At 67.9% G+C, this 16,125-nt stretch carries 11 protein-coding genes; 6 read left to right on the plus strand and 5 right to left on the minus strand.

Annotated features, from left to right (window positions below; translation table 11 throughout):
• Positions 1-25: 25 nt before the first annotated feature.
• On the minus strand, positions 26-2,026 hold the full coding sequence (locus ABZ942_RS04280; RefSeq protein ID WP_357379374.1) for a glycosyltransferase family 39 protein: 2,001 nt from the start codon (positions 2,024-2,026) through the stop codon (positions 26-28).
• A gap of 158 nt (positions 2,027-2,184) precedes the next feature.
• Positions 2,185-2,916 (minus strand): transcriptional repressor LexA, encoded by a 732-nt coding sequence (gene lexA, locus ABZ942_RS04285; protein ID WP_357378885.1) that lies wholly within the window; start codon positions 2,914-2,916, stop codon positions 2,185-2,187.
• A gap of 318 nt (positions 2,917-3,234) precedes the next feature.
• Between lexA and ABZ942_RS04290 the strand changes: the two genes are divergently transcribed.
• From ABZ942_RS04290 to nrdR, 3 genes are all read left to right on the plus strand, one after another.
• Positions 3,235-3,774: a hypothetical protein gene (locus tag ABZ942_RS04290; RefSeq protein ID WP_357378887.1), complete on the plus strand. Its 540-nt coding sequence runs from the start codon at positions 3,235-3,237 to the stop codon at positions 3,772-3,774.
• Between the two features lie 202 nt (positions 3,775-3,976).
• Positions 3,977-5,233, plus strand: coding sequence for a hypothetical protein (locus ABZ942_RS04295; protein WP_357378889.1), 1,257 nt, complete (start codon positions 3,977-3,979; stop codon positions 5,231-5,233).
• Between the two features lie 220 nt (positions 5,234-5,453).
• Positions 5,454-5,924 carry a transcriptional regulator NrdR gene (nrdR, locus tag ABZ942_RS04300; RefSeq protein WP_357378891.1) on the plus strand — a complete coding sequence of 157 codons (471 nt, stop codon included), beginning with the start codon at positions 5,454-5,456 and terminating at the stop codon, positions 5,922-5,924.
• A gap of 54 nt (positions 5,925-5,978) precedes the next feature.
• Here the strand turns inward: nrdR and hrpA are convergent, their stop codons facing one another.
• Positions 5,979-10,427 (minus strand): ATP-dependent RNA helicase HrpA, encoded by a 4,449-nt coding sequence (gene hrpA / locus ABZ942_RS04305; protein WP_357378893.1) that lies wholly within the window; start codon positions 10,425-10,427, stop codon positions 5,979-5,981.
• Between the two features lie 127 nt (positions 10,428-10,554).
• On the opposite strand from hrpA, the gene ABZ942_RS04310 reads away from it, so the two are divergent.
• Together ABZ942_RS04310 and ABZ942_RS04315 are read left to right on the plus strand one after the other, a co-directional pair.
• Positions 10,555-11,181 (plus strand): Pr6Pr family membrane protein, encoded by a 627-nt coding sequence (locus tag ABZ942_RS04310; RefSeq protein WP_357378895.1) that lies wholly within the window; start codon positions 10,555-10,557, stop codon positions 11,179-11,181.
• A 211-nt stretch (positions 11,182-11,392) separates the two neighbouring features.
• Positions 11,393-12,616 (plus strand): aminotransferase class III-fold pyridoxal phosphate-dependent enzyme, encoded by a 1,224-nt coding sequence (locus ABZ942_RS04315; protein ID WP_357378897.1) that lies wholly within the window; start codon positions 11,393-11,395, stop codon positions 12,614-12,616.
• Between the two features lie 79 nt (positions 12,617-12,695).
• On the opposite strand, the gene ABZ942_RS04320 is transcribed toward ABZ942_RS04315, so the two are convergent.
• Positions 12,696-13,208: a GNAT family N-acetyltransferase gene (locus ABZ942_RS04320; RefSeq protein ID WP_357378899.1), complete on the minus strand. Its 513-nt coding sequence runs from the start codon at positions 13,206-13,208 to the stop codon at positions 12,696-12,698.
• A 127-nt stretch (positions 13,209-13,335) separates the two neighbouring features.
• On the opposite strand from ABZ942_RS04320, the gene ABZ942_RS04325 reads away from it, so the two are divergent.
• Positions 13,336-14,967, plus strand: coding sequence for an acyl-CoA synthetase (locus ABZ942_RS04325; protein WP_357378901.1), 1,632 nt, complete (start codon positions 13,336-13,338; stop codon positions 14,965-14,967).
• Positions 14,968-15,265: 298 nt separating this feature from the next.
• On the opposite strand, the gene ABZ942_RS04330 is transcribed toward ABZ942_RS04325, so the two are convergent.
• Complete coding sequence (locus tag ABZ942_RS04330; protein ID WP_357378903.1) at positions 15,266-15,997, minus strand: SDR family NAD(P)-dependent oxidoreductase; 732 nt, start codon at positions 15,995-15,997, stop codon at positions 15,266-15,268.
• Positions 15,998-16,125: the final 128 nt, after the last annotated feature.

Below are 16,125 nucleotides of genomic sequence, written 5' to 3' on the forward strand. Positions count from 1 at the left end.
TTCAGGTCGTAGCTGGGGTTGATGATCAGTGCGGCTTCGTCAGGTCATAGACCGCGACGTTGCCGATGTGGACCGAGTCATAGTGGGCGGCAACCCAATCGGCGATCTCCTTGTTTCCGGACGGCCGCCACAGTCCGTTGCTCTTCGGCCGGCCCGGTTCCGTGAGGACTCCCGGCTGGTCCGCGACCTTCCAGGAATCGGGCAACTGCACCTCTTGGGCCAGGTAGTACGTCACCTGGTGGGTGCTGACGAGGCGCTGGAACTCGGGGAGGGTCGGCACCGGGTCGTCGGAGGTGAAGCCGCCGATGGCGATCACCGGTGTGCGACTGTCGAGTTCCAGGCTCGCGGCGGTCGAGGACCGGTCGACGGCCGCCGACCAGGTGGTGGTCGTGTTGCGCAGCATCTCGGAGACCTGAGGTTCGGTCGTGCCGTCCAGGAACGCGGTGACGGCGCGGCGGATTTGGTTTGCGGGGCCCGGTGTTTCGGGTTTGGCGGGGCCGACGGAGGGCCCGCCGCCGACGTGTTCCTGCGGCAGGGTGGCCGCCGCGTAGGCGGAGGTGCCGCCGAGCCCGGCCAGCACGCCCGCGATCACCAATACCGAGGTGGCCCGGGTGCGGAGCCTGCTCGACACGGCGGGGACGGCGGTGCCGAGCAGTCCGAGAGCGGCGAGCACCGAAATCGCGAGCAGGGTCCAGCGCAGCCACGGCAGCCAGTCGGCATTGCGCCCCAGCAGCACGAAAGCCCACCCGCCGGTCGCGAGAACCAGTGCGGCGGAACCGATTCGGCCGAACACCTGGTCGCGCCGCCGCCACGCTTCGTGCACGCCGAGGGCGAACATGCCCGCCACCGCAGGCCCGATCGCGAGGGTGTAGTACGCGTGCATGCCACCCTTCATGGTGGTGAAGGCGATGCCGTCGATCACCAGCCAGAGCCCGAAAACCAAAGCGGCCCCACGCAATTGATCGGTGCGCGGCGCGCGCCATCGAGACACCAGCACCACCACGAACGCCAGCAGCGCGGCGGGCAGCAGCCAGGAGATCTCGAAGCCGATCTCACCGGTGAACAACTTCCAATGGCCCGATCCGCCGAACCCACCGAACCCACCGCCGCCGAGATCGCGCGGCATCTCGTAGCCGGCCGGCAGCTCGAAGCGGTTGCCGCCGCCTCGATGGTTCTGGCCGAGGAATCGCGCGAACCCGTTGTATCCGAGGACCAGGTCCATGAAGGTGTTGTTCGTCGATCCGGCCAGGTACGGACGGGACGAGGCGGGCCACAGGATGGTCAGCAGCACGTACCAGCCGGACGATACGATCAGCGCGGCGGCCGCACCGGTCAAGTGCCACAACCGATTCCGCAGCGTGGTCGGTGCGACGATGAGGTAGGCGATGCCCAGGGCGGGCAGCACCATCAGCCCCTCGAGCATCTTGGCCAGGAACGCGAACCCGAGGGCGACACCGGCCAGCATCAGCCAGCGCGGGCTGGCGTGGCGCAGCGACCGGATGGTGCAGTACGCGCCCGCGGTCATGAGCAGCACCATCACTGCGTCGGGGTTGTTGAACCGGAACATCAACGCCACCACCGGCGTAACCGCCAGGGTCGCCCCGGCGAGCAGTCCGGCGCCGCGGCTGTCGGTCGCGCGGGTGACCGCGGCGTAGGTCAGGGCGACCGCGGCGACCGCCATCAGGGCCTGGGGGATCAGCATGCTCGCACTGCTGAATCCGAACACCTGGCCGGACAGGCCCATCACCCACTGGGAGACCGGCGGTTTGTCGACGGTGATGAAGTTGCCGGGATCGAGGGAGCCGAACAGCAGCGCTTTCCAGTTCCGCGAGCCCGCCCAGGTGGCCGCGGCGTAGAAGTTGTTGCCCATGCCGTTGACGGTGATGTGCCATAAATACGCGGCAGCCGTGCCGATCAGGAGCGCGGCCAGTCCCACCCGCTCCCAGCGGGTGGCCGGTGCCAGGCTGTCCGGCTCGGGCGTGTCGGCAGGGTCGGTCGCATCGTGCAGGGCCGGTCCGGCGCTGATCGTGGTCACCGCAGGAGCATGCCCGGCGCAGCGGTGAAGGCGCTGGGCGCTCGCTGGCAATATGCTGTGAACGCCCGTGGCCTGGGCGGATGATCGTCGGACCGGCGAAACGAACGGCCACCCGGATCACCGTGCGGCCGTTCGGGTATCGAGCTCGGCTAGATCTTGCGGATTACCGTGACGACCTTGCCGAGTACCTGTGCGTCATTGCCGGGGATCGGTTCGAACACCGGGTTGTGCGGCATCAGCCAGACATCCTTGCCGGTGCGCTTGAACGTCTTCACCGTGGCCTCGCCGTCGATCATCGCGGCGACGATGTCGCCGTTGTCGGCGACGTTCTGCTGCCGCACCACCACCCAGTCGCCGTCGCAGATCGCCGCGTCGATCATCGACTGCCCGACGACCTTCAGCAGGAACAGCGATCCCTCGCCGACCAGTTCGCGCGGCAGCGGGAACACGTCCTCGACCGCCTGCTCGGCCAGGATCGGGCCACCGGCGGCGATCCGGCCGAGGACCGGCACGAACGTCGGCGTCGGCCTGCTCGGATCGACTGCGGCGCTGTCGGATTCGTCCACCGTGGCGGCGTGCAGGCTGGTGACCGCGCGCCCGACCTCGTCGAGGCCGCGAACGTCCACGGCGCGTGGACGATTCGGGTCGCGACGCAGAAAGCCCTTGCGCTCCAACGCGCGCAGCTGATGAGCGACCGAGGAGGTCGACGTCAGCCCGACGGCGTCGCCGATCTCCCGGATGCTCGGCGGGTAGCCGCGCTCGCTCACCGAAGACCGGATCACGTCCAGCACTTTGCGCTGACGCACGGTGAGATCCGCCCCGGTAACCGCCGTGTCGGCGCCGCCTTCGCTCTCTACGCCCGTGTCGTCTGTGTGCCTCACCGCAACCGCCCTTCCTTGCTGTGTCCGGGCTGATCCGTCGCCCGGCATATCTGTGCATGGCCTGTCTTGAATTTCGTCTTTCGAATCTAGTCCGGTCGAGCCGATGTTTCAAACATCTGTTCGAGGAGTGTCGGGCGTTTCCTGCTGACATTGTCGGTGGCGCGTGGTAGAAATCGAACATCAGTTCTTCGAACACCTGAGCGAACAATGCATCGAAAAGCGGCACTGAACAGCGGTACCGACCAGCCCGACCGGTCCGCCCAGCTCGAACGACCCAGCTCGAACACAGACGGAGCACCCACCACGGAGGTTTGTCCGATGAGCACTGCGATCAGCGACATCAACACGGAGCTCGGCGCGCCAGGAGCGGCTCTCGTGCCGCATGTCGACGCCGCCCGTGACATCGATACTCGCGAGGTCGACCCGCGCGACATCGACTCGGCCGAGATCGACCTGGCCTTCGAAACGGTCCCGCGGGTGCATCGAGGCACCTTGCGTACGCGGCCCCTGGATTCGACCCACCGCTCCATCGTCGACCGCCGCCCGCGTGGCGCAAGGCCCGGCGGGGTCGCCGTATACGACCGCGGCACACGAACTTCCACCGTGCGGCGGCCCAGCGGCGCGCACCCGGGCGAGCTCGTCGAACAGGCGCAGGTCGGTTTCGCCGTCCTGGCGGTGGCCGCATTACTGAGCGCGCTCGTGGTGGCCGCGCTCATCACGCTGGCGCACCTGCGGGCGGGGGACTGGGGTGGCGACACCTCGACGAGCACGGTGCCCGCAGTGGTCGACGGCCGGTCCGCGCCCGTCGATGTCGTGCCCGGAAGTGTGCTGCCCCAAGGCGATATCGCGCCGCGCTGATCGTCGCGTCCGCCCGCGGCCTCATCCGCTTCGCGAATCTTGTCGAGTAGCGGGCTTGACGCTCGACAATTGCCGGCCGGTCGCGAAGTGACCGAATTTGTTGATCGCCGACTAGAACATGTTGCTAGTGTGCTGAACACGTGATCTGGCAAAGACCTTTGCCAGACATGGCCTTGGCCTTCGAACGAGTTCGGGACTAGCAATGACGCACCTCGCCACCGCCGGACGACCTGCCCGGCTGCTCGCCCGAATCGTCGGGCTCGCTTTGTGTCTCGTATTCGGGTTCGCTGCTGTCCCGGCCGCTCAGGCGGCCCCTGCCTACGCGGCTTACCTGGATCTGCCCTCCGTCAACGGTGACGGTGCGGGCGGCGGCGGGCTGAATCCGGCGCTCCCGCTGGATGAGTCGGCGTTGGCCGCAGCGGTCGACGAAGCGCGCGCCGACGGTGTGTCGCCACGCCGGTATGCGACGTTGCTGCACCAGTACTGGCTGGTCGTCGCGACCCGCAACGCCGGCATCGATCTCGCGGCCTGGGATCCGCCGCGCGGCGTACCCGCCAACGAGCGCACGTTCAACCAGGTGTACGTCAACTACCTGCGGCTCACCACGCAGCATCCCGAGTTCTACTGGGCCGGGCTGGCGGGCATCGCGGGCGGTTCGTTCGCCTCCGGGTTCTTCGACATGAGCGACGTCGGTGTGGTGCTCGACGTGCCCGGCATCCATCAACTCGGCGATGCCGTCGCCGACCTGTTGCGCAACACGCCGCCGGAATTGGTGCGTGAGTTGCCCGCCGACATCCGTCTGCTCGGCCAGGAGGGCTCGCGGCTCACGGCCGAGGACCTCGCCTGGTACCAGACCCGGCTGATGATCATGCAGCGGCACATCTTCACCGACTTGGTCCCGATGCACGAGGCCTATGTCGCGCTCGGCATGCGGGGCATCGACGAGATGTACGAGGCGGGCGTGCTCGACGCCGACATCCACACCGCATGGCAGTCGATCGCGTCCGGCACCCGCGAGGGCTACATCGACGCGCTGATCCGGATGACCGACCGCGAACAGAACCGGGTGATCGCCGACCAGTGGGACGCGACCTCGGCGGGCCGCGCCCCGATCGGCCGCGTGCTCACCTACGTGAGCACCATCGCGGGCAAACCCGCGGTGCCCGGCGTGCGCGCTCCGGGCGTGTTCGCCCCGGCCACCGTCCGCGCCGAACTCGGCGGCCGCACGCTGGCCCTGCGCACCCCGCTGCCCGACTTCAACTGGGCCGACCGCGACACCCGCTGGACCTACATCACCGGCGACCTCGTCCCGCGCCATATCGATATGGAACTGAATCCCGCGCTCGCTCCCGCCGTGCTCGGCGAGCCGTTCTGGAACAAACTCGCCCGTGGCCGCCTCGTCCCGCGCCTGCCCGAGCTCATCGCCGACCTGACCTCGCAGTGGCAGATCGTCGAATAGTCCTGCCACGAGCGGGGGCAGCGCCGGTGGGTACAGGGTGAGTGGGACAACCTGCGTACCCGGACAGGTATCCTCGAAGAGCTATGCAGGTATTCCGCATATCGCCTGAGGTTTACCTGGTGCCGGGGTCTAGGCCCCTGTACACGTGCTCGCCGGGACGGTCACCCCGATCGGTTGCCGGGCCGGCCGCGAGCACGCGCATCGACGAAGGATCTCTCGGATGCATTGCCCGTACTGCCGACACCCCGACTCCCGGGTGGTGGACTCGCGCGAGGCCGACGAAGGCGCGGCCATCCGCCGCCGCCGCGCGTGCCCGCACTGTGGGCGGCGGTTCAGCACGGTGGAAACCGCGATCCTGTCCGTGGTGAAACGCAGCGGCGTCACCGAGCCGTTCAGCCGGGAGAAGGTCATCCGCGGCGTGCGCCGCGCCTGCCAGGGGCGTGAGGTCGACGACGACGCCCTGAACCTGCTCGCGCAGAAGGTGGAAGACGCCGTGCGCGCCAAGGGTTCCCCCGAGGTGCCCAGCCACGAGGTCGGCCTGGCCATCCTCGGCCCGCTGCGCGACCTGGACGAGGTCGCCTACCTCCGCTTCGCCTCGGTCTACCGGTCCTTCACCTCCGCAGCGGATTTCGAACGCGAGATCCAGGAGATGCGCACCGCCCGCGAGGCGGCGGCCGTCGCGGCCGAATAGCAACCGCGGCTGTACTCGGCGAGGATCTCGTGCGCCGTGTGCGAGGTTCGGTGGCTAGCGGCGAATGGCGGCGATGGCGCGTTCGATTCGCTTGGCGGACACCGGGTATGGGGTGCCGAGCTTTTGGGCGAACAGACTGATGCGGAATTCCTCGATCATCCACCAGATTTCGGTGACGGCCGGTGCGTGGCGGCGGTTCTCCGGCAGGGAGTTGACGAGGCGGTCGTAGGCGGTGAGGGCGCGGTCGAGTTCGATCATGCCCTGGCGGTCGCGGACCGCGGAGGCGGGCAGGGACTCCAGGCGGGCGACGGCGGCCTGCAGATAACGGGGGAGTTCGCGCAGGCGGGTGCTGCCCCATTCGGAGACGAAGCCGGGGAAGACGAGGTTGTCGAGCTGGTCGCGGACGTCGTCGGCGATGTCGCGTTCGGAGGTCCCGGCCAGCGCGACCGAAACCCGGTGTGCCTCAGCCAGAATCGGCACTACGACACGGATCAGTTGGGCCACGGCGGAGACGAAGTCGGGGCGGATCCTGGCGACCAGCGCGGCGAAGTCGTCAGGGTTGTGCACCGGTCCGCCCGCGGCGGCGATGAGCTCGTCGGCGGCCGCGGCGCGGCAGTCCTCGATCAGTGCGTCCAGCGAGCCGTACGGATTCTGGCTCAGCGCAAGGCGATCCGTGGGACGCAGGCTCGAGGTGACGGTGCGGACCGAGGTCGGCAGCGCGTTCAGGACGAGGGTGCGGGTGCCTGCGCGCATCGCGGTGGCCTGTGCGGCAGGGGAACTGAGCACGCGGACCGCCACGCCGTCGCCCTCGGGGACCAGGGCGGGATAACCGGTGACGGTCTGCCCGGCGACCTCGCGGCGGACCGTCGGCTCCACCGTACCGAGGGATTCCGACGTCCATGCCGCTGCCGGCGCCCGTTCCGCGCCCGCTGTCGCGCGGGCAACCGATGCGGCAACCTGGTCGGCCAGTTGGGTTTTCAGCGTCGGCAGGCTCTTGCTGCGAGCCAGCACGCTGCCCTTGGTGTCGACGGCGGCGAACGTCATCCGCAGATGGTCCGGCAGCGCACTGGTGTCGAGGTCTGTCGGGTCGATCGTGATCGAGCCCAGGCGCGACAGTTCCCGTGCCAGCCCGATGCGCAGTGGCTCCGCGCGCGGCGTGAGCGCGGCCAGTGCCGCTGCGGCGAAATCCGGAGCCGGAACGACGCTGCGCCGCAACGCCTTCGGCAGTGTCTTGATCAGTGCCGCGGCCAGCTCGTCGCGCATGCCCGGCACCAGCCAGTCGAAGCCGACGGCACGCACGTGCGCCAGCTGTTCGACCGGGATGCGGACTGTGACGCCGTCCTCCTCGTTGCCGGGCTCGAATTGGTAGGTGAGCGGGAAGCTGAGCTCGCCCTGTCGCCAGGCGTCGGGGAACGCGGCCGGATCCAGCGCCGCACTGCCCGCGTTGACGACGGTCGAGGTCGAGAAGTCCAGCATCGCCGGGTCTTTCCGGCGCGCGGACTTCCACCAGCTGTCGAAATGCCGCACCGACACGATGTCGGCAGGTAGGCGCTTGTCGTAGAACTCGAACAACACCTCGTCGTCGACGAGGATGTCGCGGCGGCGGGCCCGGTGCTCCAAATCGGCGACGTCGTCGATCAATTCACGGTTGCGGTGGAAGAAGTCATGGCGGGTCTGCCATTCACCTTGCACCAGTGCGTGTCTGATGAACAGTTCGCGCGACAGCTCGGGATCGATCCGGCCGTAGTCCACCTGCCTGCCGGTCACCAGCGGAATGCCGTACAGGGTGACCCGCTCGTAGGCACTCGCCGCACCGCGCTTAGCAGACCAATGCGGCTCGGAGTAGGTGCGTTTCACCAGATCCCCCGCGAGCCGCTCAGCCCACTCCGGCTCCACCTTGGCCGCCATCCGACCCCACAGCCGCGACGTCTCGACCAGCTCAGCGGCCATCACCCAACGCGGCGGCTTCTTCGCCAGCGACGAGCCAGGGAAGATCATGAACTTCGCGTTGCGCGCCCCGAGGAACTCCCGGGATTCCGCCTCGCGCAGCCCGATATGAGACAGCATGCCCGCCAGCAGAGCTTGATGGATTCCGATGGAATCCCAAGGCATGTCATCGGATTCGAGTGACGAGCTGTCAGCAGCCTGCGATGCACCCCCATGCTTCGAGCGACCACGAGACGCGTTGGCATCCTGCCGGTTCGACGCCCCGCCGCGCGCCGCGGACCGCGGATTCTCGGCGGATTGCACAGCGGCCTTACCCGACCGCCGCCGCGAACCACCCTCGCCGCCCGCACCCGAACCCGGCTGTCCACTCGCCGAACCGCCCGCGCCCTGCTCGCCCGACCGTCCACGCCGCGAACCGCCCTCGGTGCCCTCCCGTGAGTCGCGTCGTCCCCTTGATTCGCCGTCGCCGCCCTGATCGTCAGATCGTCCACGGCGTGAACCATCCGCAGTGCCCGCCGGTGCGTCTGGCGCGCCGTTGCCTCCCCGGCCGCGCGCCCGCCCGTGGCGCGAACCACGCGTCGCCTGGCCTGCGGCCGGAGCTGACTCGCCTACTTCCTCAGGGCGATCTGGTGCGCCATCCGCCGACCACCCGAGTCCCCTGGTGATGGTGCGCAACTGCCCGTGCAGGTCCTGCCACTCCCTGATCCGCAGGTAATGCAGGAACTCTTCTCGGCACATCCGCCGGAACTGGTTGGATGACAACGACTTCCGCTGCTCGGTCAGGTAGTCCCACAGTCGCAGGTAGGCAAGGAAGTCCGAGCCTTCGACGATGAATCGCGCATGCTTGGTGTCGGCGGCTTGCTGATTGTCGGCGGGCCGCTCGCGCACGTCCTGAATCGACAGTGCCGCAACGATGATCAGCACCTCGGCCAGATTCCCGCTGCTGTGCGCCTCCACCAGCATCCGCGCCATCCGTGGATCGACCGGCAGCTGCGCCATGTCGCGCCCGATCGGGGTGAGCGTGAGCCCGGCGTCGGAATCGGTGTCGCTGCCCGTCCGGCGCCCCAGGGGGACGGCAGTCGGCGGAGCCGACGGGGTGGGTGGGCGCAGCGCGCCAAGTTCTTCCAGCAGCGCGATGCCGTCGCGGATCGCCCGCTTGTCCGGCGCCTCGACGAACGGGAAGTTCTCGATATCGCCGAGCCCGAGCGAGGTCATCTGCAGAATGACGGCGGCCAGATTGGTGCGCAGGATCTCCGGTTCGGTGAACGCGGGCCGTGACTCGAAGTCGTCCTCGGAGTACAGCCGGATGCAGATGCCGTCGGCGACGCGACCACAGCGACCGGCGCGCTGCCGGGCGGAAGCCTGGGAGACCGGTTCGATCGGCAGCCGCTGCACCTTGGTGCGCATCGAATAGCGCGAAATGCGCGCTGTCCCAGGGTCGACCACGTAGCGGATGCCCGGCACAGTGAGCGAGGTCTCCGCGACATTGGTGGCCAGCACCACGCGTCGACCGGTGTGCGGCGCGAATACCCGATGCTGTTCGGCGGTGGACAGTCGTGCGTACAGCGGCACGATCTCGGTACGCGGCAGCTTCAGGTCACGCAAAGCGTCAGCGGTGTCCCGGATTTCGCGTTCGCCGGAGAGGAACACCAGCACGTCGCCGTCACCCTCGTCGAACAGTTCGCTGACCGCGTCGCCGATGGCGTCCACCGGGTCACGGTCGACGACCCGGGTGTCCTCGTCGTCTTCGTCGTCGGCGCCGGGCAGTTCCAGCGACAGCGGCCGATAGCGCAGCTCCACCGGATAGGACCGGCCGGACACCTCGACAATCGGTGCGGGAGCGCCGTTTTCGTCAGCGAAATGCCTGGCGAACAGTTCCGGGTCGATGGTCGCCGAGGTGATGATCACCTTGAGGTCGGGCCTGCGTGGCAGCAGTTGCTTGAGGTAGCCGAGCAGGAAGTCGATGTTGAGGCTGCGTTCGTGGGCCTCGTCGATGATGATCGTGTCGTAGCGGCGCAGCAGCCGGTCGCGCTGGATCTCGGCGAGCAGGATGCCGTCGGTCATCAGCTTGATCAGCGTGCGGTCGGAGGCGTGGTCGGTGAAGCGGACCGTGTAGCCGACGGCATCGCCGAGTTCGGTGCCGAGTTCCTCGGCGATGCGCTCGGCGACGGTGCGGGCGGCCAGTCGGCGCGGCTGGGTGTGGCCGATGGTGCCGCGGATGCCGCGCCCGAGTTCCAGGCAGATCTTCGGGATCTGGGTGGTCTTGCCGGAACCGGTCTCGCCGGCCACGATCACCACCTGATGCGCGGCGATGGCGGCGGCGATGTCTTCGCGGCGCTGGGTGACCGGCAGCTGCTCGGGGTAGCGGATCTCCGGTACGGCGGCTCGGCGCGCGTCGATGCGGAGCTCGGCCGCGGCGATCTCGGCCTCGACCTTGCCCAGGTCGGCACCGCGCGCCCGGTCGAGCTGGCGGCGCAGCCGGTATTCGTCGCGGAGGGAGAGATTCGCCAGGCGGGTGCGGAGCTCGCGGGGTCCGGTGTCAGCTGTCCTGGTCATTGCATTCACAAGCGTAGCGAAGGGCGGCAACTGGTATTTCCGTCAGGCGGCCCGACCGGGTTGCCGACAGTGTGCGGACTGTCCGGATTTGCCGGGTAAATGGGCCTTGATATGCGAGGATCGGGCGATGGACGCCGATTCGGGCACGGCTTGGGTGTATCGCGGTTTACGGATCGCGTTCGGTGTGCTCGGCATCGTGGCGCTGGTGTGGATCCCGTGGCGCAACATGCACGAGGCGGCGTTCTCCACGGGAAACTACTTCAGCTACTTCACCATTCAATCGAACGTGCTCGCGGTGCTGGTGTTGCTGATCGGCGCTCTGCGCGATCCGAACAGCCATCGCTGGGAGGTGCTGCGCGGCGCGGCCGCGCTGTATCTGCTCATCACCGGCGTGGTGTACGCGGTGCTGCTGGCCAATATCGATGTGATGCTCACCGATCGCTGGATCAACGACATCCTGCATCGGGTGATGCCGATCGTGCTGGTCGCGGACTGGGTACTGGTGCCGGCGCGTCAGCGCCTGACCCTCTCGCCGCGCCTGGTCGGTCTGTGGCTGATCTATCCGCTGATCTACGGCATCTACACCCTCGTGCGCGGCCCGGTCGTCGATTGGTATCCGTATCCCTTCCTGGATCCGCGGCGGCAGGGCTACGTCTCGCTGACGATCGGTTTGATCATCCTCACCGGCGTCTTCACCCTCCTGGCCGTCGCCATCGCGGCTGTTGGCGGACTAGCTCGACGTCGAACGCCATGAGCTCGCCGGAACGGGACTCCGCCGCGGCGCGTCTGGATGGCTGCCGAGGCCAGGTCCCCGTTCGCTGCTCGCTGAGACGTGTTGATGGCCATACAGGTCATCGGGCACGATGGCATCTGGCCTGATGAGACAGGTTTTGCGGGGATCGATGAGCAGCTGAGCCGTCGTCGCGATTCGGAGGGCGACACCTTCCTCCGGTAAAGGTGGACATATGAACTCGCTATGGCATGGATTTGCCGACATGGGTGCGGTCGAGCGGGACGGTGCGTTCGTCGTCGCCCGTGGCGAGGGCGCCTACATCTATGACGCCGCCGACAACCGCTACCTGGACGCGACGGCCGGCCTGTGGTTCACCAACGTCGGCCACGGCCGCGGCGAGATCGCCGACGCGGTCGCCGCGCAGCTGCGCAAGGTCGCGCACTACTCCAACTTCGGCGACTTCACCGAACCGGCCACCCAGGAACTCGCCGAGCGACTGTCGGCCATGGCGCCGGTACCGGGCAGCAAGATCTTCTTCACCTCCGGCGGCTCGGACTCGGTGGACACCGCCGCCAAGCTCGCCCGCCGCTACTGGCACGAGCTCGGCAAGCCGGACAAGACCATCGTGGTCGGGCGGCAGAAGGCCTACCACGGCATGCACGTCGCGGGCACCGCGCTCGCGGGCATCCCGGTCAACCGCGAGGGCTACGGCGAGTTCATGGCCGACGCGCGGACCATCGAGTGGGACAACGCCAAGTCGCTGCTCGCCTTGATCGAGGAGGTCGGCGCCGATCGCATCGCCGCGTTCTTCTGTGAGCCGATCATCGGCGCGGGCGGCATCTACCTGCCGCCGGACGGCTACCTCGCCGAGGTGCGTCGCATCTGCCGCGAGCACGACATCCTCTTCGTCGTCGACGAGGTCGTCACCGGCTTCGGCCGGATCGGCGGATCCTGGTTCGCCTCGTCGCGATTCGATCTGCAGCCGGACCTGATGACCACCGCCAAGGGCCTCACCTCCGGGTACGTCCCGATGGGTGCGGTCTTCATCGCGCCGCACATCGCGGAACCGTTTTTCGCGGGCGGTGTCTGGTGGCGGCACGGCTACACCTACGGCGGGCACGCCGGGGCGGCCGCGGCTGCGCTGGCCAACCTGGACATCGTCGAGCGGGAGAACCTCCTCGACGAGTCGGCCCGGCTGGAAGCCACGTTGCACGCGAAGCTCGCCCCGCTGGCCGAACACCCGCGCGTCGCCGAAGTGCGCAGCGGACTGGGCGCCGTCGCCGCGGTGCAGCTCGTCGATCCCGCCGAGGGCCTGCCGATGGTGAAAACCCTGCGTGCCCATGGTGTTTCGAGCCGTGCTGCGGGCCAGGGTGCCATGCAGATTTCGCCGTCGTTCGTGATGACCGACGAGCAGGTCGACGAGATGGTCGACGGCTTCACCCGCGCCCTCGGCTGATCTGCCGCACGCCCGCTGATCTGCGGCATGCTCTCGATCTCCCGCACGGTCGCGTTGGGCGGCCGCCGACTGTGCGGGCTCAGAGTGTGCGGGTCATGTAGTGGCTGTACGGGTCGAGTTTGTAGTCGCCGAAGGGTTCGCAGAACTCGAAACCGTGTGCGGCGTAGAGTTTTTGGGCCGGAACGAAGTAGTCCTGGGTGCCCGTCTCCAGGCTCAGCCGCCGGTATCCGCGGGCAGTCGCCTCAGCCAGCAAGTGGCGCAACAGAGTTGACGCGATGCCGCGGCGTTTGTGCGTCGCGGCGGTGCGCATGGACTTGATCTCGGCGTGCTCGGCGTCGAGCCGTTTGAGCGCGGCGCAGCCGGCCAGAGTGTCGCTGTCCCAACCGCTCCACAAGGTGATCTCCGGACGGCGCAGCGCGTCGAGGTCGAGGGCGTGCATGCTCTCGGCGGGGGATTGCGCGCCCAACTCGGTTAGGTGTTCGGTGAGCAGGGCGGCGATCTCCGGTCCGGAGAGATCGTCGACGGCGATGCGCAGTTCGAGCCTCGAGCCGGTGGCGCCTGCGGTAGCAGACTGGTCGGTGTTGCTAGACATTTGTCCATAATGCACCGAAGCGTGGAGTCATGATCACTCGACGGACCCCGATCTACCGGCTTTACTGAGAGGGCACTTGCCCGCACTTGCTCGGCGGACGTCGTTGTCCGGCCAGGGGGTCTGAATCATGAAGCTCGCCAAGGTCGCAACGCTGGCCGCGGGCGCTGCTCGCCGCGCCGCCGATGAAGCCTATTACGCCACACTGGCCGTGCGCGCCGGACTGGTGACGCCGGAACGGCCGGACCGGCTGGCCAAGATGGGTGCGGCGGTGTACCGGTTCGGCCTGCTCGGCGCGGTCCCGTCGGTCGCCGCCCAGCGTTATCGGGACCGCACGGCGGTCATCGATGAACTGGGCTCGATCACCTTCCGTGAACTCGACGACCGCACCAGCGCGCTGGCCAATGCCTGGCGGGCTCGTGGCCTGCGCGACGGCGAGGTCGTGGCGATCCTCGCCCGAAACCATCGTGGCTTCCACTACGCGGTGTTCGCCGCGGCCAAATGCGGTGCCCGAATCGTGTTGCTGAATACCGATTTCGCGGGCCCGCAGCTGCGCGAGGTGGTCGCCCGGGAGGGCGCCGACCTGCTGGTGTTCGACGAGGAGTACATGGAGGTGCTCGGCGATCTCACTCCGCCGCGCGGCCGCTATCGTGCCTGGGCCGAGCAGCCGGGCGTCGACACGCTGGAGAATCTGATTGCGGGCGCGGCTCGTTCGACCCCGCGGCGCGCCGCCACCACCGCGAAGGTCATTCTGCTGACGAGCGGGACGACCGGCACGCCGAAGGGAGCACCGCGCAGCGAGCCGACCTCGCTGGCTCCGCTCGGCGCGATTCTCGACAAGGTGCCGTTCCGGGCCCGCGAGATCACCGAATGCCCGGCGCCGATGTTCCATACGCTCGGCTTCGCGCACATGTTCATCGCGCTCGGCTTCGGCTCGACGCTGGTGATCCGTCGTCGCTTCGATCCGCGGATCGTGCTGGACAGCCTGCACCGCCATCGCGCCACCGCACTGGTGGTGGTGCCGGTGATGCTGCAGCGGTTGGTCGACCTCGGCCCGGACGCTCGTGCGGGACACGACTTTTCCGCGCTGCGGATCATCTTCGTCGCGGGCTCGCAGTTGGGCGCCGATCTATGTACCAAGGTGACCGAGGCGTTCGGTCCGGTCGTCTACAACCTGTACGGCTCCACCGAGGTGGCCTACGCGACCATTGCCACCCCCGCTGACCTGGCGGTCGAGCCGGGATGCGTGGGCGGCCCGGTATCGAGCGCGATTGTGAAGATCCTCGACGAGCACGGTACGGAACTGCCCGCGGGGCAGACCGGTCGCATCTTCGTCGGCAACAATTTCCAGTTCGAGGGCTACACCGGCGGCGGCGACAAAGTCCGTGTCGGCAACCTGATGTCGACCGGTGATGTCGGCCACTTCGACGGTGCGGGAAGACTTTTCATCGACGGGCGAGACGACGACATGATCGTCTCCGGCGGCGAGAACGTCTTCCCCAGCGAGGTCGAAGAGCTGCTTTCCGCGCACCCGGCGGTCGCGGAGGTGAGCGCATTCGGTGTGGACGATGATCGATACGGGCAGCGGTTGCGCGCGGTGATCGTTGTGCGGGAAGGGCATTCGCTCGGCGAGGATGAGGTGCGTGAGCACGTGAAGGCGCATCTGGCGCGTTTCAAGGTGCCGCGCGATGTCCTGTTCATCGATGAGCTGCCGCGCAATCCGACGGGGAAAGTGCTCAAACGCGTACTGCGCGAGCTCTGAAGGGGTCAATGCTGCTGCCTGCTGCCTGCTGCCTGCTGCCTGCTGCCTGCTGCCTGTCGCGTGTGAGCGAGGTAGTTCGAGCGTGTGTTGCGCTGTGCCTGTCGCGTGTGAGCGAGGTGCTCGAACGTGTGTTGCGCTGCGCCTGTCGCGTGTGAATGAGGTGCTCGAACGCGTGCCGCGCCGTGCCTGTTGTGCATGATCGAGTGCTCAAAGTCGCACTGCGCGAGCTCTGTTCAAGCCGCGTCCATGATGCGCGATCAAGATGTTCGAATGCGTGCTGTGTGAGTTCTGCTCGGGCTCAATGGGTTTGTCCGTTGCGCGCGAACATACGGCGCAGGATTCCGCCCTGTGGGCGCAGCGCGGCACGTAGGGCGCTGGTCGGCGGCACGCTGATCAGGCCGCCTCGCCGGTGCACTACGCATTCGACTACGGAGTCGGCCACGGCCTCCGTATCCTCGAGCGACCCCGAGGATACGGTGCTGACGGTCACGCCTTTGTCCGCGAGTTCCAGATCGAGCGCCGCGCCGAGGCCGACCACGCCGTGCTTGGTCGCGCAGTACACGGCAACACCCAGCGCCGCGGGCACCCCGGCCGCGGTCCCGATGTTCACGATCTGTCCGTGCCCCTGACTGACGAATCGTTCTGCGGCCAGCCGAGTTCCGATGATCACCGCACGCAGGTTGATATCGATCTGCAGGTCCGACTCGGCCTCCGATTCCGCCAGGAACGGGCCGGACGGCATCATGTCGGCGGCATTCACCACGACATCCAAGCCACCGAGTTTGCGTTCGGCGAAGGTGAGGAAGCGCCCGAAACGGGCACTGTCGGTGACGTCGAGCGCCAGCCCGATCACCGTGCCGCCGTGCGATCGGGCGAGTTGATCGGCGACCGCGCGCACCGCCCCCACATCCACGTCGCCGATGACGATATCGGCGCCCTCCGCCAGGAACGCCAACGCGGTCTCGCGGCCGATGCCGTGCGCACCCCCGGTGATCGCGACCCGTTTGCCAGCGAGTGTCTTCCGAGACATATGTTTTCGCCTGCCTTAGTCTCCTTCAAACGCTAGAGAGTCGCTGGCGGGCGCTCCATGCGATATCGGGTCAGCACTTTGCGCAATCCGGCCAGGGGCAGGTGTCCATGCTGACTTCGGCCGAGAAG

Origin of the sequence: Nocardia sp. NPDC046473 (assembly GCF_040645995.1) — a bacterium.
GTDB lineage: Bacteria > Actinomycetota > Actinomycetes > Mycobacteriales > Mycobacteriaceae > Nocardia.

What these genes read in the sequence shown, in the direction of transcription:
- nrdR (WP_357378891.1), top strand. Translation starts at nt 5,454, where the DNA reads ATGCATTGCCCGTACTGCCGACACCCCGACTCCCGGGTGGTGGACTCG.
- ABZ942_RS04315 (WP_357378897.1), top strand. Translation starts at nt 11,393, where the DNA reads ATGAACTCGCTATGGCATGGATTTGCCGACATGGGTGCGGTCGAGCGG.
- ABZ942_RS04325 (WP_357378901.1), top strand. Translation starts at nt 13,336, where the DNA reads ATGAAGCTCGCCAAGGTCGCAACGCTGGCCGCGGGCGCTGCTCGCCGC.
- ABZ942_RS04295 (WP_357378889.1), top strand. Translation starts at nt 3,977, where the DNA reads ATGACGCACCTCGCCACCGCCGGACGACCTGCCCGGCTGCTCGCCCGA.
- ABZ942_RS04310 (WP_357378895.1), top strand. Translation starts at nt 10,555, where the DNA reads ATGGACGCCGATTCGGGCACGGCTTGGGTGTATCGCGGTTTACGGATC.
- ABZ942_RS04330 (WP_357378903.1), bottom strand. Translation starts at nt 15,997, where the DNA reads ATGTCTCGGAAGACACTCGCTGGCAAACGGGTCGCGATCACCGGGGGT.
- ABZ942_RS04290 (WP_357378887.1), top strand. Translation starts at nt 3,235, where the DNA reads ATGAGCACTGCGATCAGCGACATCAACACGGAGCTCGGCGCGCCAGGA.
- ABZ942_RS04320 (WP_357378899.1), bottom strand. Translation starts at nt 13,208, where the DNA reads ATGTCTAGCAACACCGACCAGTCTGCTACCGCAGGCGCCACCGGCTCG.
- hrpA (WP_357378893.1), bottom strand. Translation starts at nt 10,427, where the DNA reads ATGACCAGGACAGCTGACACCGGACCCCGCGAGCTCCGCACCCGCCTG.